The following is a 24905-nucleotide window of genomic DNA, read 5'->3' as shown; positions in this document are numbered from 1 at the left end:
ATGAATCATGCACCTTCTATAAAATTAGACCGAATTGAAACTTCAGTAAATAAAGAGATACATCATCATTTCTTATACAATACAAGAGATTTATATTAGTTTGGTCAAAGTATATCGCTAATTTAACGATAAGTACTTGGTCAGCATTTAATATAAATCCCTTGAATTTAGTCAAAATTTAACATTACTGTATTTTATCATTTAATTTCGTGATTGCATATAGTTTTTAGCTAATATACATGTCTATTACTTCACCAAAATCATCTGTATCTACAATGAATGAGCCATTTGTATATTGTTCAGATTTATGAATATCATTAATTAAACCATGTTCTTCGTTTGATTTTGAATATAATGTATATTGACTATGTTCACCTGTCACTACATGTGCAGCTACTATACGATGTGGATTTTTCTTTAATTCTTTTAATAAAGTTATTCCACGTTGTGCTCTTTTAGCAACTTGTAAGATTTTAAAACTAATACGTTTTAACGAGCCGCGTTGTGTGGCCATCAATATAGTATCATTTTCAGAAACACCTTCTGTCATAACAACGAAATCTTCAACTTTAAGATTTATTGATTTAACACCAGCCGCCCTTAATCCAGTATCTGATAGTTCACTTGTATTATACGTTAATGACATACCTTTATTTGTAATTACGGTAATTAATTGATCTTTTTCAAAGCGCATAACACTAATCAAATCATCATTTTCTTTAACTTTAGTTGCAATTAAAGGTTTATTAAAACGCGTTGTTTTAAATAGAGGCACTGTACTTTTCTTAATCATGCCATTTTGAGTCGCAAAAACATAAAATGCATCAGTATTAAAGTCCTTTTCATTATAGACATTAATAACCACTTCATCTTCTTCGATAGGAACTATTTGTGATACATGTTGCCCCAATTCTTTCCAACGAATATCTGCTAATTTATGAACTGGTATAAATAGATAACGACCTTTATTTGTAAATACTAGTACGGTATCTTGCGTATTTACTTCTTGATGTTTAAGTAAACTGTCACCATCTTTTAAACCAATATCTTCAACACCGCTAGCATTAAAGCTACGAATAGAAGTACGTTTAATATATCCATGACGTGTCATACTTAAAATAACTTCTTCACTAGGCACCATAACTTCTTTGTCAATTTTAATTTCTTCAATTTCTGCTTCAATTAAAGACAGTCGTTCAGATTTGAATTTCTTTTTAATTTCATTCAATTCTTCTTTTATGACATTCAATAATGCATCATGGTTATCAAGAATATGACGTAATTGTTTGATTAATGCTTCAAGTTCTTTATGTTCACCTTCAAGCGCAACTATGTCAGTGTTTGTTAAACGATATAACTGTAACATTACAATTGCTTCAGCCTGTTCTTCTGTGAACTCGTATACTTCGATAAGGTTTTCTTTAGCGTCACGCTTGTTTTTAGAGCTACGAATCAATTCGATTACTTTATCTAAAATTGACAACGCTTTAATCAAACCTTCAACGATATGCATACGTTTTTCAGCATTATCTAATTCAAACTTCGTTCTATTTGCAACAACCTCAATTTGATGATTCAAATAACTATCTATAATTTGACGAATACCCATCAATTTTGGACGACCATCACTAATAGCGACCATGTTGAAATTATATGAAATCTGTAAATCAGAGTTTTTATAAAGATAATTTTTGATTGATTCACTGTTCACATCTTTTTTCAATTCAATTGCTATTCGTAAACCAGTTCTATCAGTTTCATCACGTACTTCAACGATACCATCGACTTTTTTGTCAGCACGTAATTCATCGATACGTTTTACTAAGCTACCTTTGTTCACTTCATATGGAATTTCAGTAATAATTAACTGTTTACGTCCATTGCGTAAAGTTTCTTCTTCAACTTTAGAACGAACTATAATTCTACCTTTACCTGATTCATAAGCTTTTTTAATACCATCAATACCTTGAATAATACCACCAGTTGGAAAATCAGGACCTTTAATATATTTCATTAATTGATTGACTGTAATATCCGGATTATCAATATATTTAAGTGTTGCTTGAATCACTTCAGCTAAATTATGTGGTGGTATATCTGTCGCGTAACCTGCAGATATACCTGTAGAACCATTCACTAGTAAGTTAGGAAATCTTGATGGCAATACCATTGGTTCGAGTGTCGTATCATCATAGTTTGGAATGAAAGAAACTGTCTCTTTATTAATATCACGTAATAACTCTTCAGCTAGTAAGCTTAACTTAGCTTCAGTGTAACGCATTGCCGCTGGCGGATCATTATCGATACTACCATTATTACCATGCATTTCTATTAAGACATGTCGTAACTTCCAGTCTTGACTTAAACGGACCATTGCTTCGTACACTGAGGAGTCTCCGTGTGGATGATATTGACCAATAACATCACCGACTGTTTTCGCACTTTTACGGAAATTTTTATCGTGTGTATTACCACTTGAATACATTGCGTATAACATACGACGTTGTACTGGTTTTAAACCATCACGAACATCTGGCAATGCACGCTCTTGAATAATATATTTACTATATCTTCCAAAGCGATCACCTAAAACATCTTCAAGTGATAAATCTTGAATTATTTCACTCACTAGATTTCCTCCTCATCAAATTGATCATTTTCAAGTACTTGTACTTCAGAATTATCTAAAATACTTTGGTCCTCTTGCATACCAAACTCAACGTGCTTTTCAATCCATTCACGTCTAGGTTGTACTTTGTCACCCATTAATGTTGTTACACGTTTAGATGAACGCACTTCATCTTCAACTTGTACACGAATTAAAGTTCGTGTGTCTGGGTTCATCGTCGTTTCCCATAATTGTTCAGGGTTCATCTCACCCAAACCTTTGTAACGTTGTAACGTGAAGCCCTTACCAAGTTCTTTTTGTAATTTATTAAGCTCTTCGTCTGTCCAAGCGTATTCAACTCGCTTTGTTTTGCCTTTACCTTTTTCCAATTTATAAAGTGGAGGTAAAGCAATAAATACACGACCTGCTTGAACAAGCGGTTTCATATATTTGAAGAAGAATGTTAACAATAGCACTTGAATATGCGCACCATCAGTATCAGCATCAGTCATAATAATTACACGATTATAGTTACTATCTTCAATTTTAAAGTCAGTACCAACGCCTGCCCCGATTGTGTGGATAATTGTATTAATTTCTTCATTTTTAAAAATATCTTCTAGACGAGCTTTCTCTGTATTAATTACCTTACCACGTAATGGTAATATCGCTTGGAATTTGCGGTCACGTCCAAGTTTTGCTGAACCTCCCGCAGAATCACCTTCGACTAAATACAATTCATTTTTATCAGTATTTTTACTTTGTGCAGGTGTTAATTTACCAGATAGCAAAGTGTCTTTACGCTTGTTTTTCTTACCTGAACGAGCATCTTCACGAGCTTTACGTGCAGCTTCCCTTGCTTGTTGTGCTTTAATCGCTTTTTTTACAAGTGATTTAGACAATTGTCCTTTTTCTTCTAAATAGAATGGCAATTTGTCTGCAACTACTGAATCAACAGCACTTCTTGCTTCAGAAGTACCCAATTTAGATTTCGTTTGTCCTTCAAATTGTAGTAATTCTTCTGGAATACGTACAGACACAACAGCTGTTAAACCTTCACGAATATCATTACCGTCTAAGTTTTTATCTTTTGTTTTAAGTTCATTAATACGACGTGCATAATCATTAAATACACGTGTCATTGCTGTTTTAAAACCAACTTCATGTGTACCACCATCTTTAGTACGTACATTATTTACGAAACTTAAAATACTTTCTGAATATTGATCATTATATTGGAAAGCTACGTCTACCTCTATGCCATTTGCTTCACCTGAAAATGTAGCCACGTCATGCAAAACTTCTTTTCCTTCATTGACATAACTAACAAATTCTTTGATTCCTTCTTCATAATGGTAATGCTCTTGACGCTCTTTACCACTGCGTAAATCATTAAGCGTTATTTTTAAATTTTTCAATAAGAACGCAGACTCTTGTAGTCGTTCACTTAAAACATCAAAATTAAATGATGTAGATGCTTTAAAAATTGTGTCATCAGGTTTAAATGTTACTTTGGTACCTGTTTTCTTAGTTTTACCTTTTTTCACTAAACCTGAAGATGGCGAACCACCGTTTTTAAAACTTTGATGATATATATTACCATCTCGATGGATTTCAACTTCAAGCCATTCACTCAATGCATTTACCACTGAAGCACCAACGCCGTGAAGACCACCTGAAGTTTTATAGCCACCTTGTCCAAATTTACCTCCTGCATGTAAAACAGTAAAGATAACTTCGACTGTCGGTTTACCTGATTTATGTATACCTGTTGGCATACCACGTCCATTATCTTCTATAGAAATACTACCATCTTTATTAATTGTTACATCTATTTCGTTACCGTAACCATTCAATACTTCATCGACGGAGTTATCGACAATTTCATATACTAGATGATGTAATCCCCGTTTATCAGTTGATCCAATATACATACCAGGTCTTTTACGAACTGCTTCTAACCCCTCTAAAACCTGTATTGAATCATCTGAATAATTATTTTGTTTATTCATTGCCAATGATTTCGCCTCCTGCAAACGTACGTTCGTTTTTAAAACTATACAATAGTTATTCTTATATAAATCAGCGTAAAATGCAAGTATCAATTAACTTTCAGAGCTTAATTCCATATATTAATCCCCGTTTTTAAAAATTTTAGCCGTAATTTAAACGAATATGATAAAATAGTTCTAAGATATTAAAGGATGTGTAATATTTATGATGATAATCGTCATGTTACTACTAAGTTATCTTATCGGCGCTTTCCCAAGTGGATTCGTAATTGGAAAATTATTTTTCAAAAAAGATATTAGACAATTTGGTAGTGGTAATACTGGCGCTACTAATAGCTTTAGAGTATTAGGTCGTCCTGCAGGATTCTTGGTAACATTTCTAGATATTTTCAAAGGATTCATAACTGTTTTCTTCCCTTTATGGTTACCAGTTCACGCAGATGGCCCTATTAGTACTTTTTTTACAAATGGTTTAATTGTTGGCTTATTCGCTATACTTGGACACGTTTATCCTGTTTATTTAAAATTCCAAGGTGGCAAAGCTGTTGCAACTAGTGCAGGTGTCGTCTTGGGAGTCAACCCGATACTTTTACTAATACTTGCAATTATCTTCTTTATTGTATTGAAGATTTTTAAATATGTTTCTTTAGCAAGTATCGTTGCAGCAATTTGCTGTGTGATTGGCTCGCTTATCATTCAAGACTATATTTTATTAGTCGTTAGTTTCTTAGTTTCAATCATATTGATAATTAGACATCGCTCTAATATCGCAAGGATTTTTAGAGGCGAAGAACCTAAAATAAAATGGATGTAACAATTTTTTGACATTAGTCCATCATTGCATATTTTTTGCAGTTGATGGATTATTTTATTTTTGCAAAAACAATTTTTTTAACTTAAAATTCAACTATACTTAGTTTTTTTACAAGAACATTTGAGACCGAGACATAAATCAAGGTCATAGGCCCCACAATGTAATATTAGCTGTAGTGAACAGAACGAAATGTGCTTATAACTAGGTTTTTTTCAATTCTGGTCGGGGGCCCAACATAGAAGCTGATGGAAATTCAGCTTACAATAATGTGGAAGTTGGGCTGGGCTCCAACACAGAGAATTTCGAAAAGAAATTCCACAAACAATACGAGTTGGGGCCCACTCCCATTCTGTAATAAATATAGGAGGTCATTGTTATGCATATAGAACTTACTGATGCAGCAGTAACTTGGTTTAAAAATGAACTTGAGTTACCTGAAAATAATAAAGTGCTCGTGTTTTTTGTAAGATATGGTGGCGAATTCCAACTCAAGCAAGGATTTAGTCCTGCTTTTACAGTTGAACCAAAGGAAGATGTTGATATTGGCTATGAACAACAATATGACGATTTAAATGTTGTCGTAGCGGAAAAAGATTTGTGGTACTTTGAAGATGACCACATTATTGTAAATGTAGTTGATCACGAAGATGAAATTTCTTATTCCACAAAATAACTAAAATAAAACGAACTTGTATACACATTCTGATGTGTACTGAACCTCGGAAGTTGTACTTTGGTTTAGCACATCTGTTGTTGTATGAACAAGTTCGTTTTTTCTATATATTAGCTTATCTTCACGCTAATTGCGTTAATGTTAACGTATTGACTATTTAACATAGATTAATTGTTAATATTGCCTCTCCAAACATTTATAGTAATTTATAAAGAATCAATACCATCCATTATCTCTACTGTTTTCCCTTCATTATTGAGCGTTTGCACTTTGCTATAGGCTTCATGCCAATCAGGGAAATAACGATCCAACCGTATAGGCTTAAAAGTATCTTCTTTAATACAAATCAATTCTGTGGAACCTGTAGTTGCAAGTTCACCTTTTTCATTAAAAATCTCATATTTATACACTGAACGTAATCTCGAATATTTTTCAACCCAAGTTTTAACTTTAACTTTTTCTGGATAAAAAATAGACTTTTTATAATTGACATTGAGGTCAGTCACAGGTGAAATGATTCCTTGTTTTTCCATATCAGCATAACTAAAACCTAACTTCGATATATAATCCAACCGCGCAACTTCAAACCAAGTTGCATAATTCCCATGATAAATTACACCCATCTTATCAGTTTCAGCATAACGCGCTTCTATTTCTGTAATACTATATATCATTTTAAGCCTTCTTTCAGTTTAACTTTATATCTCATTCTAACATAAAATACAAGAAGAGGCCGGCCAAGAACACAAAGGTTTTGAACCGACCTATTAAATCATAAAGTTTATAGAGGTATTTTTGAGCATTATCAAAGTACCTCAAATACCGATTAAAATTTTACCGTGATATCTATTTTTATTGCGCTAATTTATTTCTTAAAACCATTTGTAAAATACCACCGTGACGATAGTAATCCATTTCAACAAGTGAGTCAAAACGAACCATAGCGTCAAATTCTACCAAATCACCATCTTGCTTCTTAGCAGTAACTTTGACGTAGTCATGTGGTTGAACATTTTCATCAATATTAACAGAAATTTCTTCTGTACCATCTAGACCAAGAGAATCAGCTGATTCACCTTTTTTAAACTCTAATGGTAATACACCCATCATAACTAAATTTGAACGATGGATACGTTCATAACTTTGTGCAATAACTGTTTTAACACCTAATAAGTTTGTACCTTTTGCTGCCCAGTCACGAGATGAACCCATACCATAATCGTTACCAGCTAATACAACTAAACCTGTACCATCTTCTTTATATTTCATTGCAGCATCAAAGATAGGCATTACTTCATTTGTTGGCCAATAAGTTGTAAAACCACCTTCAGTACCTGGCGCTAATTGGTTTTTAATACGTATATTAGCAAACGTACCTCGAACCATTACTTCGTGATTACCACGTCTTGAACCATATGAATTAAATTCACGAATAGGCACTTGGTGATCTTGTAAATATTTACCAGCTGGCGTATCTTTACCAATTGCACCTGCTGGAGAGATGTGGTCAGTTGTCACAGAATCACCGAATTTACCCATAACACGTAAACCATTTAATGGAACAATCGTACCCGGTTCTTTAGATAATCCTTGGAAGAATGATGGATTTTGAATGTATGTTGAATTAGGATCAAAGTCATATAGAGGTTGATCAGTTACATCAATCTCATTCCATAATTCGTTGTTATTGTATACGTTATTATATTCTTCAATAAATAATTCAGGTGTTACAACACTATCAACGGTATCTGAAACTTCTTTAATTGATGGCCAAATATCTTTCAAATATACATCTTCACCGTCATTACCTTTACCAATAGGTTCATTTTGTAAATCAATATCAACCGTTCCAGCTAATGCATAAGCAACAACTAACTGTGGTGAAGCTAGGTAATTGGCTTTAACAAGAGGATGGATACGACCTTCAAAGTTACGGTTACCAGATAATACAGATGTCACTAATAGGTCCTCATCAGCAATCGCTTTTTCAATTTCTGGTAATAAAGGACCTGAATTACCAATACAAGTTGTACATCCATAACCAACTAAGTTGAAGCCTAAATCATCTAAATAAGGTTGTAAGCCAGCATCTCTTAAATATCCAGTAACAACTTTTGATCCTGGTGCTAGAGAAGTTTTAACGTATTCAGGAACTTTCAAGCCTTTTTCAACTGCTTTTTTAGCAACTAAACCTGCACCTAACATTACATAAGGATTAGATGTATTTGTACATGATGTAATTGCTGCTATTGCAATATCACCTGTTTTCATTGTAGCTTTTGATCCATCTTTGAAGTTAATTTCAGCTTTCTTATCAAATTCACTTTTATCTAAACCATGTCCTTGGTTGCCCGCTGGAGCTGTTACAGAATTTTCAAATGATGATTTCATATCACTTAAGAAAATTAAATCTTGAGGACGTTTTGGTCCTGAAAGCGATGCTTCAACTGTTGATAAATCCAATTCGATAACATCTGTATAATTAGGATCTTCTTTTTCAACATCAAAGAACATATGGTTTTGTTTCAAATATTCTTTTACTAGCGCGATATGTTCGTCTGATCTACCAGTTAATTTCATATATTTAAGAGATTCATCATCAACTGGGAAGAATCCGCAAGTTGCTCCATACTCAGGTGCCATGTTTGCGATTGTAGCACGGTCTGCTAGTGGTAAATGTTGTACACCTGGACCAAAGAACTCTACAAATTTGCCAACAACACCTTTTTTACGTAGCTCTTGAGTTACTCTTAACGCTAAATCAGTTGCTGTTGCGCCTTGTGGTAATGAATTTACTAATCGTACACCAATAACCTCTGGAATTGGGAAATAAGAAGGTTGTCCAAGCATTCCAGCTTCAGCTTCAATACCACCAACACCCCATCCTAGTACGCCAATACCATTTATCATTGTTGTATGAGAATCAGTACCAACTAATGTATCTGGAAATGCAGTTTTTTCACCATCTACATCACGAACATGTACAACACTTGCTAAATATTCTAAGTTAACTTGGTGAACTATTCCAGTTGCAGGAGGAACTGCATTGTAATTATCAAATGCTTTCGTTGCCCAATTTAAAAACTGATAACGTTCATAGTTACGTTCAAATTCTAATTTCATATTACGTTCAAGTGCTTCTGGATTTGCATAGCTATCCACTTGAACTGAGTGGTCAATAACTAAATCCACCGGTACTTCTGGATTAATTTTAGTAATATCTCCCCCAACATCATCCATTGCTTTACGTAAAGAAGCTAAATCAACTACGGCTGGTACACCTGTGAAATCTTGTAAAATAACACGAGAAGGTTTAAATGGTACCTCGCCTTCATTCCCATCTTTTCCAAACTGACTTAAAGCTTTAATATGATCGTCTGTAATTACAAAATCATCTTCTTGACGAAGTAAAGATTCTAATAAAACACGAATTGAATAAGGTAAATTCGAAACTTTAGTAATACCTTGCTCTTCTACAGCTTTTAAATCATAGTAAGTATAACTTTGGCCATTCAAGTCAAAATGTTTTTTTGATTGCTCTTTAAAATTTGCAGCCATTTAATGATCCCCCTTGATACATTTTTATATTTATATGCCTTAATTAAATTGTATTATTATATTTATTGATAAACAACTCATCATGCTTAGAAAACGCTTAATTTAGGTTTTGACTTTTTAATCAGAGTATATAAGCAAAACTTATCATTAAGGTAAGGTGTAATAAGTATTTTTTATTAATTGAGAATAATTATCAATTTCGCGAATAATTCAATTCAATTTTTAAATGTATTATTTCATTGAGCAGAAAGGAAATTATGGCGTCAAACTTTACAATATCATTCTTTTAATATACATATACCGGTATATGTATCGTTAATTTTCTATAAAAGTATAGTTAATTTATGTTTATACCGTCGTACTTCACTTTAGCTTTGTCAAACCCCTTTCTATTAAGTTGTCAGAAATAAACCTATCTTAAAATATAAAAAAATCGAGAATTCGTAGTTTAATAACGAAATTCTCGTTCTTATCCTTTTGAATATACTCAATTTCCCACAAAAACAAACAAGTAGTATATCTGTTCTAGCTACTAGAATGACATACTACTTGTTATTAAAATACTTAACTAAATTTTATTAGTTATCTTTTTTCTCTATATTTCTACGTGACTGACGCTTTTCAAGAATGTCAGATTCATAATCTTCTTGTTGACTCTTGATATATTCTTGTAAGCGGTGTTTATTCGGAGTCAATGTTAAACCTAGGAATTTACGTTCCTGGTTCGCATCCTTGTAGAAACTTACCATCATGAGTATGACGACAAAGGAGAATGGGAATGCACTTATAATTGCAGCACTTTGAATCGCATTTAAAGCTTCAGCGCCGTTACCGCCACCAGCTAATAAAAGTACAAATGCTATTAATGCCTGTGAAATTCCCCAAACAACTTTTACCATACTAGATGGATTTAATGAGCCGAATGTTGTTTGCATTCCTAATACAAATGTTGCTGAGTCAGCAGATGTAATAAAGAATGATGCAATTAATAATAATGCAATCAACGATAAAACAATGCCAAATGGCACATGATTAAACACTCCAAATAGCTGTGTTTCAGGAGTCATATCAAAAATTTCTTTGTGTTTCTTACCTGTTTCGATGCCTAATACACCAAAGACACTAAACCATACAAAACTAACAATTGCTGGAACTAGCAAGACACCAGAAATGAACTCTCTAATTGATCGTCCTTTTGAAACTCGTGCAATAAACACTCCAACGAATGGGCTCCAACTTAACCACCAACCCCAGTAATAAAGTGTCCATGAAGACATCCATTCACGTTTTTGAGGATTTAAAGCAGCTGTATCAAAGCTATTAAACAAGAATGTGTTTAGTAAACTACCCGTAGAGCTAGTTAACATATTTAAAATAAGAACAGTTGGTCCAACAATTAAAGCAGCTACCATTAAAATAGTACCTAAACCGATGTTCAAGTTACTTAAGTATTGAATACCTTTACTTAATCCAGACCATGCACTTGCTATAAATAAGATAGTAACAACAATGATGATAATCGCTTGTACAAACGTATTGTTTGGAACATTGAACAAGTAATGTAAACCACCATTAATTTGTAGAGCACCCATACCTAACGAAACGGCTACCCCAACGATTGTCGCAAATACAGATAAAACGTCAATAAAAATACCAATAGGCCCTTCTACTTTATCACCTAAAAGAGGACGTAAAGTTCTAGATAATAAACCTGGTTCACCTTTACGGAATTGCGAATATGCCAACGCTAACGCAACAACACCATAAACTGCCCAAGCATGGAATCCCCAATGGAAAAATGTTGAACGTAGAGCTTCCGTATAAGCTTCAGTAGTTTTGGGATCTGCTGTAGGTGGTGTAGCAAAGTGCGCCATCGGTTCAGCTGCACCATAAAATACCAAGCCTATCCCCATACCAGCACTAAACAACATAGCAAACCATGAAATTGTATTAAACTCAGGTTTGTCATTTGGTTTACCTAGTTTAAGTTTTCCAATAGGACTAAAAATAAGGAATATACAGAAGAACACGATAATCGTAGTAAGAATAAGATAATACCAACCTAACTTTTCTGTAATCCACATTTTAATATTATTGGTAACATAGTTGAATTGTTCAGGTAAAAATGCACCAAGTAATACGACTATAGCAACAACAATAGCACTATAGATGAACACTGGTGAATACTTCTTTCCATTTGGATTCTCTGGTGAAGAAGAATTCATAATTAATTACTCCCTTCAATTCTATATTTAATTTTATGTAGTAGAATAAAAACATTATCTAAACATTTTATTCATTTACTCACGCACCTTTATAGGATAACAAAGGTCTTTACGATAATCAAATTTTCTTGAATAATCTATTTTCTAATTTTTTTATTTGTTGTATAATTGAGGTTACATTTAAAAAAGAGAGGTTGAGTGTAATGTTAAAAGAGTTCAAAGAGTTCGCCTTAAAAGGTAACGTCTTAGATTTAGCTATCGCTGTAGTGATGGGTGCAGCCTTCAACAAGATTATAACTTCATTAGTAGAAAATATAATTATGCCTTTAATCGGTAAAATTTTCGGATCAGTAGATTTTGCTCAAGAATGGTCATTCTGGGGGATTAAATACGGCCTATTTATCCAATCTGTAATTGACTTTATTATTATCGCATTCGCTTTATTCGTCTTTGTTAAAATTGCAAATACGTTAATGAAGAAAGAAGAAGTCGAAGAAGAAGCAGTTGTAGAAGAAAATGTTGTATTACTTACAGAAATTAGAGATTTATTACGTGAGAAAAAATAATTTTTAAATAAAAAGAGATGGGCTAAGGTTGTTCTATACATTCCAAAGTACCATCTCTATTTTTTATGTTTTAATTTCTTTTGAATCTTGTTGAACTCTGATATTGATCTGATTTCACTTCTAAAACTAAAGGTATTCTATTTTTCAATTCGCTCACATGTGAAATAATCCCAACCATTCTACCAGTCGATTTAAGATTTAACAAAGTGTCTAACGCTGTTTCAAGCGTTTCTTGATCTAATGTACCGAATCCTTCATCAATAAATATTGATTCTAGTGAAATACCTCCTGATTGCTGCTGTACAATTTCGCTTAACCCTAAAGCTAATGCAAGCGACGATTGGAAAGTTTCTCCACCTGATAACGAGCTAATATGTCTAGACTTATTTGAATGCAAATCAAATACATCAATTTCTAGGCCACTAAGACCATGAGAAACCGCTTCTCTCCTAATTAGTTGGTATCGATTATCTGACATTGTTGCTAATCTCAGATTTGCTTGAGCAATAATTTGATCTAAATAGTAAATTAAGACAAAGTTTTCCAATGTAAGATTTTTGTTGTTCTTACCACTGACAATCTCAGCCAATTGAAATATTTCTTGTTGATCCTTCAATTCTTGATTTAAGTAATTAATATGCGAAACTATAGTTTGTGTTTTATTAATATTATTTTGACATTGATAATGAACAGCAGAGTATTCATCTATCAGTGTATTCATCTTTCCTTTTTTTAGTTCATATTCATCTTTTAATTTATCAGAGTCCAATAACTCTTTATCCTTGGTTAATGATTCTAACCTAGCTATTTCCATTTCAAATTCATGATAACGCTTTTTATAAGTATCCCTTTTCTGCTCTAACTCCTCTTGCTCGCCCCTCCAGGCTATTATTTCATTTATATCATTGTCGTCAGTTAAATTCAGCCTCGACATTTCCATTTCAATAGATTGTTCATTCAATTCTAAGTCATTATTGTAAGTTTCTAGTTGATTTTCATAGTGATTTAGATTATTTTGCTCAATTAACTTTCTTTGAGACAATTGTATTAACTTATCTTCAATCTCCTTTGAGTGTTCTTGATGTTGATTCACATCTTGAATATACTTCTTATAATCCACTTCAAAATTAGTGATATTATTATATTTCGAGAGTGTTTCAAATTCAGTGATGAGATCTCGACATAATTTCAACTCAGATTCATTTTTATTTAGACGCAATTGTTTATTATGAATTTGCAACGTTAGATTATCTTTTTCTTCTTTCATTTGTTCTATAAATTTATTAAGATCTCTTTGATTACTCAATGCATTTTCATTTTCTAGCAGACGCTTATTCAATACTTCGAGTGAAAAATCACTTTGCGTTTTAATATTAATATTCGATATTTTTTCATTAACAAATTTAATTTCAGAATTATGCACAGCAATATTCGATTTTATAGCGTGGATATTTGCTTCAATTTCTTTAATTTCATTTTGACGTTTAGCAATACTGTCAAAATCAATATGATGCCCTAAATCCTGAATTTCATTACCACATATCGGACATTGATCTCCAATCTTTACAGCAGATTTAATTTCACTTATAAAGCTTTCTTTATCATTTAAGTCCAATTTTGATTTATCGTAGCGATCTAATTTTATTTCGAGATTCTTCAATATAGTTTTTTCTTCATTAATTTGATTCTCTAACTCTTGCTTACTACCTAATAGTTTATCTAATTCAGCTTTAGCTTTTTCATTTTCTTTAATTACATTAATTTCATTATTTATGTTAGTTATTGCATTATTTAGTTCGATAATTTTCTCGTAATTACTTTCGTTATTACCTATTGAATCTTCGACCTTTTCTAAACCTTTAATTAGACTATTTAATTCATCATCTAATTGTTCTCCCTCAGTTCTCAAGCGTTCAATATTGAGATAACTTTGTTGAAACTTATTAATATCGTTAAATAACACTCTAGTTTTATCAATAAAAGAGATTTTACTTTCAATTAAATCTTCGTTTTCTTCTAACATTCTTTTCTCTTTGTCTATGTTTCGCTTATCACACTCAAGATTCAATATTTTATTATTGGTTTCAGAAATATCTTTTTTGCTATTAGCAATTTTAGTTTCAATTTTTTCTCTATTTTCAATATAATTCAATAGGTTTGTAATATCTTGTAACAACTTTAACTTAGCTTCAATTTCCTCTATTTCAGGTTGTTGCTCTTTCAATTGAACGAAATCAATTTTATTTTTGTTGAGTTGTTTAATATTATCTTTTAATATATTATTTTCTAGTGTTTTCTTTTCTATTATTTCATATTCTTTAATAGCAGTTTCTTTACTTTCATTTACAAATGCTAGTATTTCTTTCGACCTAGCTTGTAATAGTGGTATATTTTCAATCACTTTGTCTATCTGTTGAGTGGCAACCTCTAATAAGCCTTTTATTTTGTCATCATCAAATGATTCAATTTCTTGCCATAAAAGGTCAATTTGTTGATATCTATTCTCGATTTGAGCTTTTTCTTTTTTTACTTCTTCTTTTAATATTTCTCGTATAGCTTCAAATTTTTCACTGTCAAACAGTGTTCTTAATATCCCTTGCTTTTCACGACTGTTTGATATTAAAAAGCGTTTGAATTCACCTTGAGGCAAAATAAACAATTGTCGGAATTGATCTGCATTTACTCCTAATAATTCAATAATGAATTGGGTACCTGAAATTACTTTACTTTCTCTAATTTCATACTTGCCATCCACCATCTCAAATACATCAAATTTAGCGTTCGTTTTTGTTGTATTACCTTCTTTGATATAAGGGCCTTGTCTATGCACTTTATAAATTCGATGATTTAATTGAAATTCAAACGTTACTGACATCGGCTGTTTGCCATCAGCGAAATGACTTCTCAAATCATTTTCTTCTCTTTGTTCAGTTGATGCTTTACCAAACAAGGCATAAGTCATTGCATCAAAAATCATTGTTTTGCCCGATCCAGTCTTACCACTTATTAAAAACAATTCATTATTATCAATTTTAGAAAAATCAATTTCTTCTTTTAAAAAGGGGCCGAAATTATTCAACTTTAAATGTAATGGTTTCATTCATTAATCCTCCTTTCTCAATTCGTTTTCTAAAATATTTTTTATCTTTTTAGATTGGATATCCGATAATTCTTCATCAGTTATATGTTTATAAAACATTTCGATGATTGACATGTCATCTTTTTCACTTATTTCTATAGCATTATTTTCTTCATTGTAATTAAAAGTTTCATTCGTCAGCGCTAAAGTATTAGGATAAATTTGTTTTAAACTCATCATTGGATCAGTAATATGAGACATATTTTTAAGTTTAAAATGTAAATAATTATCTTTATTTTTCACATGAACTTTTTCATTAATAACATCATTATATTCGCCTGAGATAATTTCCAATTGTCTAAGCGGCTTAAGAGGAATAAATACATCGTTAATAATGCCATCGTTAATTGTTACACGTCTATACCCTTTAGCTTGACCCGCTTCCGAAAATGAATACTGCAATAAGGAGCCACTATATTTAATTTTGTCGTCCTCTATACTAAATGGATGATGCAAGTGACCTAGCATGACATAATCAAATATATCAAAAACACCTTTCTGAACTGATTCAACCGTTCCAATAGTTAATGGTCTTTCAGAATCAGATGTCTTTCCACCTTGAACAGTCAGATGACTAATTAAAATATTGACGGCATCTTCATCAATTGTCGGTGCTATTGTTTCAATACAGCGCGTAATTCCCTGTTGATGCGTTTCAATGGTGTCATCTTCAAAATAGTGTTTCATTTCGCTCACAGTAGCATAAGGGAGTGTATAAAAATTAACCCCATTTATCTCTATTGGTGAATTAATCGATGTAAAATCTGTTCTTATAAATAACTGGTTATGTTCAAACCAACTCGCCCCATAGTTTAATCTCTCTTTACCATCGTGATTTCCGCTAATCATAATTATTGGTATACGTAGTTCTAAATTTAGCTTTCCAATCGCTTGTTCTAATAACATGATTGCATCTTTACTTGGATATGTTGTGTCATATAAATCTCCAGCTATCACAATGATATCAGGTTCTTCTTCTTTCATTTTTTCTACGAACATATCTAAAATATACGCTTGATCTTCTAAAAGCTGTTTGCCATTTAATATTTTCCCTAAGTGCCAGTCTGCTGTATGTATAATTTTCATTACTGCCTCCATATAGAACATTTGTTCGCTTTTATTTTAATATAATCATTTCACCTTTTCAAGTAAAATTAAAACCACTCATTGACTGATTTAAAAGTCGATCACAAGTGGTTTTGAAAGTAATTAATTGATTAATGTTTTCTTTAGTTTTTTGTATTTATATAGCATTGCTGCTCTCCAAGGAACAATCATACAGAATGCTAATAAAAAGAACATGCCGCCTAATTCTCCAGGATCTATTTCATTACTAATGAATATTTTCATCACAGTACGAATGACAAGTAATGAAATCAAAATAACTGGAAATGCTTTAGATCGTTTCATATAAATTTCTGTACCTTTGACTTCAAATCGAGAAGTCCAAATTAGAACTGTAGAAAAAAGCAAACCAATTATAAAGGCTTCTAGCATTTCCGATCCTGTTAGCCTAAAATATGGAACGACGTACATCAATGCACCAGTCGCCATAAAAAACGGTGGCAAAACTATTTTTTTCTCATTTACCGGATAATTTTGAGCTTTCATACGAATAACTATAACTATAGTTCCCATAAATAAAGCTACAATGATTGAAAATATTAAATAGAGCACGCAGACACCTTCTCGTTAAATAAACTCTCTGTAAATCATACAAAATGAATTATAGCATTTCTCAGTCTATTCGTCATTTTGTTAACTTTAATTTTAATAAACATATTTATTCTTATTAATTTGATTATAAAAAGAGGCCATTTCCATATCTGGAAAATAGCCTCTATCAATTGCGAATTTACTTTTTCGCACTCTTCATATTTTGATCCATATTTTTATTCATCATCGTCATCATTTGATTAATTTTCTTCTGAGAAGGTTTTTGACCCATTTGCATCATCATCATACGAAGCATTTCTTCGTTGATTGGTGGGTTTTTCTTCAAGTAGTCCATCATATATTTTCTAGCTAAAAGGAAACCTCCAATTAAACCTAAAATTAATGCAGCTACTATAAAAATAATTGCTAACCAAGTTGCCATTGTTTCACCCGCTTTCTTTATCCTACTGAATTTTACTAAATTCATCACATTATTTCAAGAACTAGTTTATTCAAGTATTTTAATATCGATACTAAAAATAATATCAAAAATCATGCTGTTATAACAGAGGTTTTAAAGATTAATCTGAAATAGTATATTTTCAAAACTTATCACTTATGATGTAGTTTGAGTGCTATACTCTAAATTTCAACACTTTAAAAGAAGCCTAAGATTATGCATCCTAGACTTCTAAATATACTCGCTTTATAAATTATTCTTATAAGCTCATAACTTGGTTTAAGATATTTTCTTTTGTAAAGCCATATTTTTCAACTACTAGATCGCCAGGTGCACTTGCGCCAAAGCCGTCAATAGCAATAACTTTACCTGCAGTACCTACATATTTATGCCATCCAAGCGGTGAAGCCATTTCAATCGCAACACGTTTTGTTACGCTTGATGGAATAACTGATTCTTTATATTCTTCAGATTGTTGTTCAAATGCATTCCAGTTAGGCATTGAAACAACACGCACTGATTTACCTTGTTTTTCAAGATCTTTAGCAGCTTCAACTGCAAGACTAACTTCTGAACCTGAAGCTAATAATAGGAATTCTGGTGTCTCTTCAGAGCCATAAACTGTATAGGCACCTTTTCGAACGCCTTCTTCAACTACATCTTCTGGTACATCTAAAACCGGTAAGTTTTGACGTGTCAATACTAATGAAGTAGGTGTAGATTCAGATTCTAAGGCAACTTCCCATGCTATTCTTGTTTCATTACCATCAGCAGGACGGATAACATTCATATTTGGAATAGCTCTTAATCCAGCTAATTGTTCAATTGGTTCATGAGTAGGACCATCTTCACCTACTGCAATTGAATCATGTGTGAAGATGAACGTTGCATTTAATCCCATAATTGATGATAAACGTAATGCTGGTTTTAAATAATCACTAAATACGAAGAATGTTGCACCATATGGATGTAAACCTCCATGTGCAGCCATACCATTTACAGCAGCACCCATAGCAAATTCACGTACACCAAACCACACATTTTTACCTTCAGGTGTTTCAGAACTATAATCTGTTGCATCATTTACATTGGATTTGTTTGAACCAGCAAGGTCTGCTGATCCACCAAAGAATGAAGGGACAGTTTTACTGATTGCTTGAATAACAGTACCAGAATCAGCACGAGATGCACCATTATGACCAAGTTCAAAACGTGGTAATTCATCCTTATAATTTTTAGGCAATTTACCACTAATCGCTAATTTAAATTCTTCTGCTAATTCAGGATATGTTTCTGCATATTTTTCTAATAATGAATTCCATCGAGATTCATCTTCATTAGCACGTTTTAACATAGTATTTTGGAAAATTTCGTATACTTCTTCTGAAACATTAAAACGTTTTTCAGGATCTAAACCGTAATTTTCGAATGTTAATTTTCTTTCATCTTCACCTAAAGGTGCCCCATGAACACCATTAGTTCCTGCTTTATTAGGTGAACCAAATCCGATTGTTGTTTTAACTTCAATAATCGTTGGTCCTTCTTGAGATTTAGCTGTAGTAATCGCTTTATCAATTTCTTCTAAATCATTACCATCTTTAACTAGTAAGTAATTCCAACCATATGCTTCAAAACGAGCTTTTGTGTTTTCAGAAAAAGCTTTGTTTAATTCGCCATCTAATGAAATATCATTTGAATCGTATAAAACAACTAATTTACTTAATTTATTATGTCCAGCAAATGAAGCTGCTTCATGCGAAATACCTTCCATTAAATCACCGTCAGAAGCTAATACATATGTGTAATGATCTACAACATTATATCCTTCTTTATTAAATTTCCCTGCTAGGTGATCTTCTGCTAAAGCTAATCCAACTGACATAGCAAAACCTTGTCCAAGTGGTCCAGTAGTAACTTCTACACCATCTGTATGTCTGTATTCAGGATGACCTGGTGTTTTAGAACCCCATTGTCTAAATTGCTTTAATTCTTCTAATTCTAAACTACCAGAAACATGTAACAAGCTATACAATAGTGCTGAACCATGCCCTGCAGATAATACGAAACGGTCTCTATTGAAGTAATCTTTAGATTGTGGATTAAAATTCAGATGACGTGTCCACAAAGTGTAAGCCATTGGGGCAGCTCCCATAGGTAATCCTGGATGACCAGAATTCGCTTTTTCGATTGTGTCGATACTTAGTGCACGTAGCGTATCAACAGCTAATTGATCTTTTTCATTAAACATCTTGTGTATCTTCCCTTCTTCAATTTTATCAAATACATTATAACTTATTTTAAAATAAAAAGATAAGTAAAATACTTATTTCAAGTTATAATGTCAGAAAATTCTTTACAGATTTGTGTTTTAATTTTTATTATCTCTTTTTTGTTGTATCTCTTTAATTTTTTCAGGTGTTACATCATTACCTTCTGGATCAATTACTTTAGTATTTTCAATTTGTTGTTTAAACCCTTTTCTAAAACTCTCAAGATAAGCTTTTCTTAAGGCTGTTTGCTCCTTTGCTTCTTCTTGAGTTAATCCTACTTCTTTTTTCTTTTTAGCTAACTCGTTAATTCTTTCGATATTCAAATCAGAATTACTCAATTAAAAAACCTACCTTCAATTTGTTTATTCAATCATTATAATACTTTAACAAAATATAACAAATTTAAGATCAGCAAAAAAGTAATAAAAAACGCTATTTCGCAAAAATAGGCAAAATAACGTTGTGACAATGTATCAATTTATTAAAGCGAACACTTTCCCATCTCTTTGTTCGCTATCGTTTGTAGGGTCTTTATGTTCGTATTCTTTATTTATCGTATTGTTCTTAATTTGATGGTCAGTCATTTCGTACACTTGTTCCGAGTGAGCACTAATGTTCGCACTTAACAAGAATATTGCAAAGGCTGCACTTGAAACTAAAAATATGATGATATATGTTGATACGTTTTTATATTTATTGTAAAACATCATTTCCACTCCTAGAACATTTGTTTGTATTAGTAATTTATCAGAACTTATGTTCTGTGTCAATATTTTAACGAACAAATGTTTGTTTTGGTTGTGAATTAATGATATACTGTATTTAAATAAATTTAGGGAGTGCCTATATATGAGAGAATTAACAAAACGACAAAGCGAAATATATAACTATATTAAACAAGTTGTTCAAATGAAAGGTTATCCGCCTAGTGTTCGAGAAATTGGAGAAGCAGTTGGCTTAGCATCCAGTTCAACTGTTCATGGTCACCTTTCACGTCTTGAAGAAAAAGGCTATATAAGAAGAGATCCAACGAAACCACGCGCTATAGAAATTGTAAGTGATCAAACAAATGATAATATTAATATGGAAGAAACGATTCATGTGCCAGTTATTGGTAAAGTCACAGCAGGTGTTCCTATTACCGCAGTAGAAAATATTGAAGAATATTTTCCATTACCTGAACACTTAACATCGACACACAATAGCGACATATTCATATTAAACGTCGTAGGCGACAGTATGATTGAGGCTGGTATATTAGACGGAGACAAAGTAATTGTTCGCAGTCAAACCATAGCAGAAAATGGAGACATTATTGTTGCTATGACTGAGGAAGATGAGGCAACTGTCAAACGCTTCTATAAAGAAAAAAATCGTTATCGATTACAACCTGAAAATAGTACAATGGAGCCAATTTACCTCGACAATGTTGCTGTAATTGGGAAAGTAATTGGTTTGTACCGCGAAATGTAATATTTTAAACCGTTATATATTATCGTAATTGTTAAGCCCTCATTTTTATAAATTTTGGACCTCTTGAAAAAGTTTCGTTTTCAAGAGGTTTTATTTATTCTAATCTAAATTCAGTTCAAACAGAAATTGCGAATTGTTAGATAATCTCATTCTTTAATATAAATTTTGAATTACAGATTCCTGCAAAATGTTACACAAATTAAAACTCGCCCCCGTAATAATTTACAGGAGCGAGCCATTATTATTTTTTCTTTCTTTTTTATTAAGTATATCTTTGACGCGTTCAAGTATATCCGCATCTTTTGGTTTATCTGTTGTCATCATGTTTATCTACTTCCTTACAGACAAACATTACCCTTTAATCTCATGCCAAAAACATTAACCAGTATAATTTTCTGTCCAAAAAGGTTGTTTTTCATCATTAAAATCAACACCAACACCTAATATTTTAAACGTATCATTTAAAATATTTTTTCTGTGACCAATAGAATTCATTAATCCTTGATGTGCATAGATACTACTAACTTGACCATATGCTAAATTCTCTCCGGCTGAGTTAAATGTAATACCATCTTTTTTCAATCGATCAAATGGTGATTGACCTTTTAAATTTGTATGATCAAAATAATGATTTTTGGCCATATCTTTACTATGCTTACGAGCAGTTTCAGAATTCTGTTTAGAATACTTCAATGTAGATAATTGATGTTGTTTTCTTTCAGCATTAACTAAATCAAAATTTTGTAGTTCAAAACTATCTGCAAGCGATTTCGAAGGTGCTCCATATTGTTCTTTTAATCTATTTTCCATAGCATCACTTACTTGTAAAACAGCTGTTACATTATTACGTCGATGCTTATCATAAAATACCGTCGTATAAATGTGATTTTTATGGAAAACATCATATTCTTTATTATTTTGTTCGTAACGCACTCTACCTTTAACAATCTCTGTTTCTGGTTCGCCTAATCTTTGCCTTACAACCGATTTCGGTGTATTGTATTTAATTTTTGATTTTGAAGTGATGATATTTTGATTTGTATATAACGCATTTACTTTATCTTTAATGTAACTTACCATTATAAAATTATTGTAATCACCATCATAATACGTATACCACTTCGTGCCATATTCATTAAATGTAACTCTTTTTGGTTTATTCAATGTTTTCTCAACATCTGACTTCGACATGTTCATTTGTATATTGTTAAAGGCAAATTGTTGTTTCTTCGGCGTATCCAATTTATTTTCCGCAGAAATTGTTTCTTTATTGATGTGAATGTCAATATATTGCCTTACTTCATTTTGTAAATGAATGAATGGTTTAAATTCTGTTATTGGCGCAATGATAATAATTGATAAAAACGCAACAACAGTTACTATGAATTTTTTAATTTACATCACCTACTATAAATATTAATCTCTATCACCGTTGAAAATAGAGTTTCTAACAATAACATAATCTACAGTACGTAATGATTTCAAGTCTTTTCCACCGGCATATGAAATTGAGCTTTGTAAATCTTGTTGCATTTCTTTTAAGGTATTCATTAATGAACCCTTATGCTCTACAAACATTTTTTTACCTTCTACATTTTTATGTTCGCCTTTTTGAAATTCAGATGCACTACCAAAATATTCTTTATACTGTTTACCATCAAGTTCTACAGTTTCACCAGGTGATTCTTCGTGTGCCGCAAATAATGAACCAATCATGACCATTGATGCACCAAATCTAATTGACTTAGCGATGTCGCCATGCGTTCTTATACCACCATCGGCAATCAAAGGTTTACGAGCTGCTTTACTACATATGTTTAATGCCGCTAACTGCCAACCACCAGTACCAAAACCTGTTTTAATCTTTGTAATACAAACTCTACCTGGACCTATACCGACTTTGGTAGCATCAGCACCAGCATTTTCTAATTCTCTAACACCTTCTGGCGTACCAACATTACCAGCAATAACAAAACTATCAGGTATATGGGTTTTTATATGTTTAATCATGTTTATCACTGAATCTGAGTGACCATGCGCAATATCTATTGTAATATATTCGGGGATTAATTTTTCTTGAGCTAACTTTTCAATAAAATCAAATTCCGCTTTCTTTACACCAACTGAAATAGATGCAAATAAGCCTGAATTTTGCATATGTTTTATAAAAGGTATTCTTGCTTTTTCATCAAAACGATGCATGATATAAAAGTAATCATTTTCAGCAAACCATTTCGCTAATTTCTCATTCATAACTGTTTGCATATTTGCAGGAACTACAGGTAGCTTGAATTTTTTCGGACCAAATTGGATAGTTGTATCACATTCAGACCTACTTTCAACTATGCATTTATTAGGTATTAATTGAATATCTTCGTAATCAAATATTTTCACTTTAAATAGCCCCTTTAAAAACTAATTATTTTTAAATGCAAATTAAAAACCGAATGTTTCCTTATTAATTTGAGAAAACATTCAGTTTATAGCATTCGTATATACTGTACATTGTTTTATTGATATTGTAAATGGGCTAAAGTACGAAATTTGATTTTACCAACTCGATTTTTTAACACCTGGAATTTGTCCTTTGTGTGCATGTTCTCTAAACGCAATACGAGACATTTCAAATTTACGTAATACACCTCTAGGTCTTCCAGTTACTTTACATCTTCTAGTTAAACGTGTAGGTGATGAATCTCTTGGTAATTTTCTTAACGCTTCGTAATCACCTTTTGCTTTTAACTCTTTACGTAATTCGTAATATTTATTTACTAACTCTTCTCTTTTTCTCTCTTTTGCTATTTTAGATTTCTTAGCCATATATAGTTACCTCACTTTTTATCAAATCGTAATTATTACGATTTATATAATAACACAATCCTCACATAATTCAACAGTAAAGTTTCATTTCTTTGTTAAATCATTTCTAAACCATCATATTTAACATTAAAATGTATTGTCGAACATTTATAAAACATATCCAGAATTACTTCGTACTTATTAAATTCCGCTTTGAAATTTTAAATTCTACTATATTAAATACTCTTTCAAGCATTCGCTAACAAAGTGACTTCATAAAATCAGTAATCTATTTCCTTCTATAAATATTCTCAAATTTTAATAAAGTAACAACTAATACAATCATATATTGATCTATCGATGAAACTCAATTCATTAATCACTCTTTACAGAAATTTCATAAAAAAGCGAGCTCCCCAATATAATAGGTAAGCCCGCTTTATTTTCAAATCGTCGTATTTGAATGATAAGAATTACTTAGTTTCACGATGTAACGTATATTTGTTTAATCTTGGGCAATATTTTTTCATTTCAATACGCTCAGGATTATTACGTTTATTTTTAGTAGTGATATAGTTACGATCGCCACATTCTGTGCATGCTAATGTTACGTTTACGCGCACGTTAAACACCCTCTCTTGTTAGGAATCTT

At 32.0% G+C, this 24905-nt stretch carries 21 protein-coding genes; 4 read left to right on the top strand and 17 right to left on the bottom strand.

What is annotated here, in order from left to right:
- Positions 1-226: 226 nt before the first annotated feature.
- Together parC and parE are read right to left on the bottom strand one after the other, a co-directional pair.
- Positions 227-2629, bottom strand: a complete 2403-nt coding sequence (gene parC / locus HMPREF2658_RS04130) for a DNA topoisomerase IV subunit A (RefSeq protein ID WP_001289594.1) — start codon at positions 2627-2629, stop codon at positions 227-229.
- Positions 2629-4620 (bottom strand): DNA topoisomerase IV subunit B, encoded by a 1992-nt coding sequence (parE, locus tag HMPREF2658_RS04125; RefSeq protein ID WP_025173910.1) that lies wholly within the window; start codon positions 4618-4620, stop codon positions 2629-2631. Before parE ends, parC begins: the two co-directional genes overlap by 1 nt.
- A 205-nt stretch (positions 4621-4825) precedes the next feature.
- Here parE and plsY point away from each other — a divergent pair, with 205 nt between their 5' ends.
- Together plsY and HMPREF2658_RS04115 are read left to right on the top strand one after the other, a co-directional pair.
- The gene (gene plsY, locus HMPREF2658_RS04120) at positions 4826-5434 is read left to right on the top strand and encodes a glycerol-3-phosphate 1-O-acyltransferase PlsY (RefSeq protein ID WP_000972779.1); all 609 of its coding nucleotides are present in this window, start codon (positions 4826-4828) and stop codon (positions 5432-5434) included.
- A gap of 376 nt (positions 5435-5810) precedes the next feature.
- The gene (locus HMPREF2658_RS04115; protein WP_000546776.1) at positions 5811-6107 is read left to right on the top strand and encodes a HesB/YadR/YfhF family protein; all 297 of its coding nucleotides are present in this window, start codon (positions 5811-5813) and stop codon (positions 6105-6107) included.
- Positions 6108-6313: 206 nt separating this feature from the next.
- Here the strand turns inward: HMPREF2658_RS04115 and menI are convergent, their stop codons facing one another.
- The 3 genes from menI to HMPREF2658_RS04100 form a co-directional block, all read right to left on the bottom strand.
- Complete coding sequence (gene menI, locus HMPREF2658_RS04110; protein WP_000640487.1) at positions 6314-6781, bottom strand: 1,4-dihydroxy-2-naphthoyl-CoA hydrolase MenI; 468 nt, start codon at positions 6779-6781, stop codon at positions 6314-6316.
- 178 nt (positions 6782-6959) lie between these two features.
- Positions 6960-9665 (bottom strand): aconitate hydratase AcnA, encoded by a 2706-nt coding sequence (gene acnA, locus HMPREF2658_RS04105; RefSeq protein WP_000729744.1) that lies wholly within the window; start codon positions 9663-9665, stop codon positions 6960-6962.
- A gap of 578 nt (positions 9666-10243) precedes the next feature.
- Complete coding sequence (locus HMPREF2658_RS04100; protein ID WP_001088978.1) at positions 10244-11890, bottom strand: BCCT family transporter; 1647 nt, start codon at positions 11888-11890, stop codon at positions 10244-10246.
- A 203-nt stretch (positions 11891-12093) separates the two neighbouring features.
- On the opposite strand from HMPREF2658_RS04100, the gene mscL reads away from it, so the two are divergent.
- Positions 12094-12456 carry a large conductance mechanosensitive channel protein MscL gene (gene mscL, locus HMPREF2658_RS04095; protein ID WP_000910494.1) on the top strand — a complete coding sequence of 121 codons (363 nt, stop codon included), beginning with the start codon at positions 12094-12096 and terminating at the stop codon, positions 12454-12456.
- A gap of 70 nt (positions 12457-12526) precedes the next feature.
- Here the strand turns inward: mscL and sbcC are convergent, their stop codons facing one another.
- The 8 genes from sbcC to sosA form a co-directional block, all read right to left on the bottom strand.
- Complete coding sequence (gene sbcC, locus HMPREF2658_RS04090) at positions 12527-15556, bottom strand: exonuclease subunit SbcC (RefSeq protein WP_000803148.1); 3030 nt, start codon at positions 15554-15556, stop codon at positions 12527-12529.
- A gap of 3 nt (positions 15557-15559) precedes the next feature.
- Positions 15560-16681 carry an exonuclease subunit SbcD gene (gene sbcD / locus HMPREF2658_RS04085; RefSeq protein ID WP_000691306.1) on the bottom strand — a complete coding sequence of 374 codons (1122 nt, stop codon included), beginning with the start codon at positions 16679-16681 and terminating at the stop codon, positions 15560-15562.
- A 123-nt stretch (positions 16682-16804) separates the two neighbouring features.
- Complete coding sequence (locus HMPREF2658_RS04080) at positions 16805-17272, bottom strand: CcdC family protein (protein ID WP_000966144.1); 468 nt, start codon at positions 17270-17272, stop codon at positions 16805-16807.
- A 93-nt stretch (positions 17273-17365) separates the two neighbouring features.
- Positions 17366-17464 carry a hypothetical protein gene (locus HMPREF2658_RS04075; protein WP_001789897.1) on the bottom strand — a complete coding sequence of 33 codons (99 nt, stop codon included), beginning with the start codon at positions 17462-17464 and terminating at the stop codon, positions 17366-17368.
- A complete protein-coding gene (locus tag HMPREF2658_RS04070) occupies positions 17451-17693 on the bottom strand; it encodes a YneF family protein (protein WP_000246909.1) in 243 nt (80 codons plus the stop codon). Before HMPREF2658_RS04070 ends, HMPREF2658_RS04075 begins: the two co-directional genes overlap by 14 nt.
- 277 nt (positions 17694-17970) lie before the next feature.
- Complete coding sequence (gene tkt / locus HMPREF2658_RS04065) at positions 17971-19959, bottom strand: transketolase (protein ID WP_000481440.1); 1989 nt, start codon at positions 19957-19959, stop codon at positions 17971-17973.
- A gap of 120 nt (positions 19960-20079) precedes the next feature.
- Positions 20080-20319, bottom strand: coding sequence for a DUF896 domain-containing protein (locus HMPREF2658_RS04060; RefSeq protein WP_000071351.1), 240 nt, complete (start codon positions 20317-20319; stop codon positions 20080-20082).
- A 135-nt stretch (positions 20320-20454) separates the two neighbouring features.
- Positions 20455-20688 (bottom strand): DNA damage-induced cell division inhibitor SosA, encoded by a 234-nt coding sequence (gene sosA, locus HMPREF2658_RS04055; protein WP_000499648.1) that lies wholly within the window; start codon positions 20686-20688, stop codon positions 20455-20457.
- Positions 20689-20830: 142 nt separating this feature from the next.
- Between sosA and lexA the strand changes: the two genes are divergently transcribed.
- Positions 20831-21454 (top strand): transcriptional repressor LexA, encoded by a 624-nt coding sequence (lexA, locus tag HMPREF2658_RS04050; protein ID WP_001208755.1) that lies wholly within the window; start codon positions 20831-20833, stop codon positions 21452-21454.
- Between the two features lie 378 nt (positions 21455-21832).
- On the opposite strand, the gene HMPREF2658_RS04045 is transcribed toward lexA, so the two are convergent.
- The 4 genes from HMPREF2658_RS04045 to rpmG form a co-directional block, all read right to left on the bottom strand.
- Positions 21833-22849, bottom strand: a complete 1017-nt coding sequence (locus HMPREF2658_RS04045; protein ID WP_169428106.1) for a CAP domain-containing protein — start codon at positions 22847-22849, stop codon at positions 21833-21835.
- A gap of 21 nt (positions 22850-22870) precedes the next feature.
- Positions 22871-23848 (bottom strand): GMP reductase, encoded by a 978-nt coding sequence (gene guaC, locus HMPREF2658_RS04035; protein WP_000688134.1) that lies wholly within the window; start codon positions 23846-23848, stop codon positions 22871-22873.
- 156 nt (positions 23849-24004) lie between these two features.
- Positions 24005-24274, bottom strand: coding sequence for a 30S ribosomal protein S14 (gene rpsN / locus HMPREF2658_RS04030; protein WP_001085655.1), 270 nt, complete (start codon positions 24272-24274; stop codon positions 24005-24007).
- A 452-nt stretch (positions 24275-24726) separates the two neighbouring features.
- Complete coding sequence (gene rpmG / locus HMPREF2658_RS04025; protein WP_001265708.1) at positions 24727-24876, bottom strand: 50S ribosomal protein L33; 150 nt, start codon at positions 24874-24876, stop codon at positions 24727-24729.
- Positions 24877-24905 lie beyond the last annotated feature (29 nt).

The sequence above is a fragment of the Staphylococcus sp. HMSC062H10 genome (assembly GCF_001836945.1).
In the GTDB taxonomy this organism is placed as follows: Bacteria; Bacillota; Bacilli; order Staphylococcales; family Staphylococcaceae; genus Staphylococcus; species Staphylococcus aureus.
This window is presented reverse-complemented; position numbering and strand designations above follow the sequence as displayed.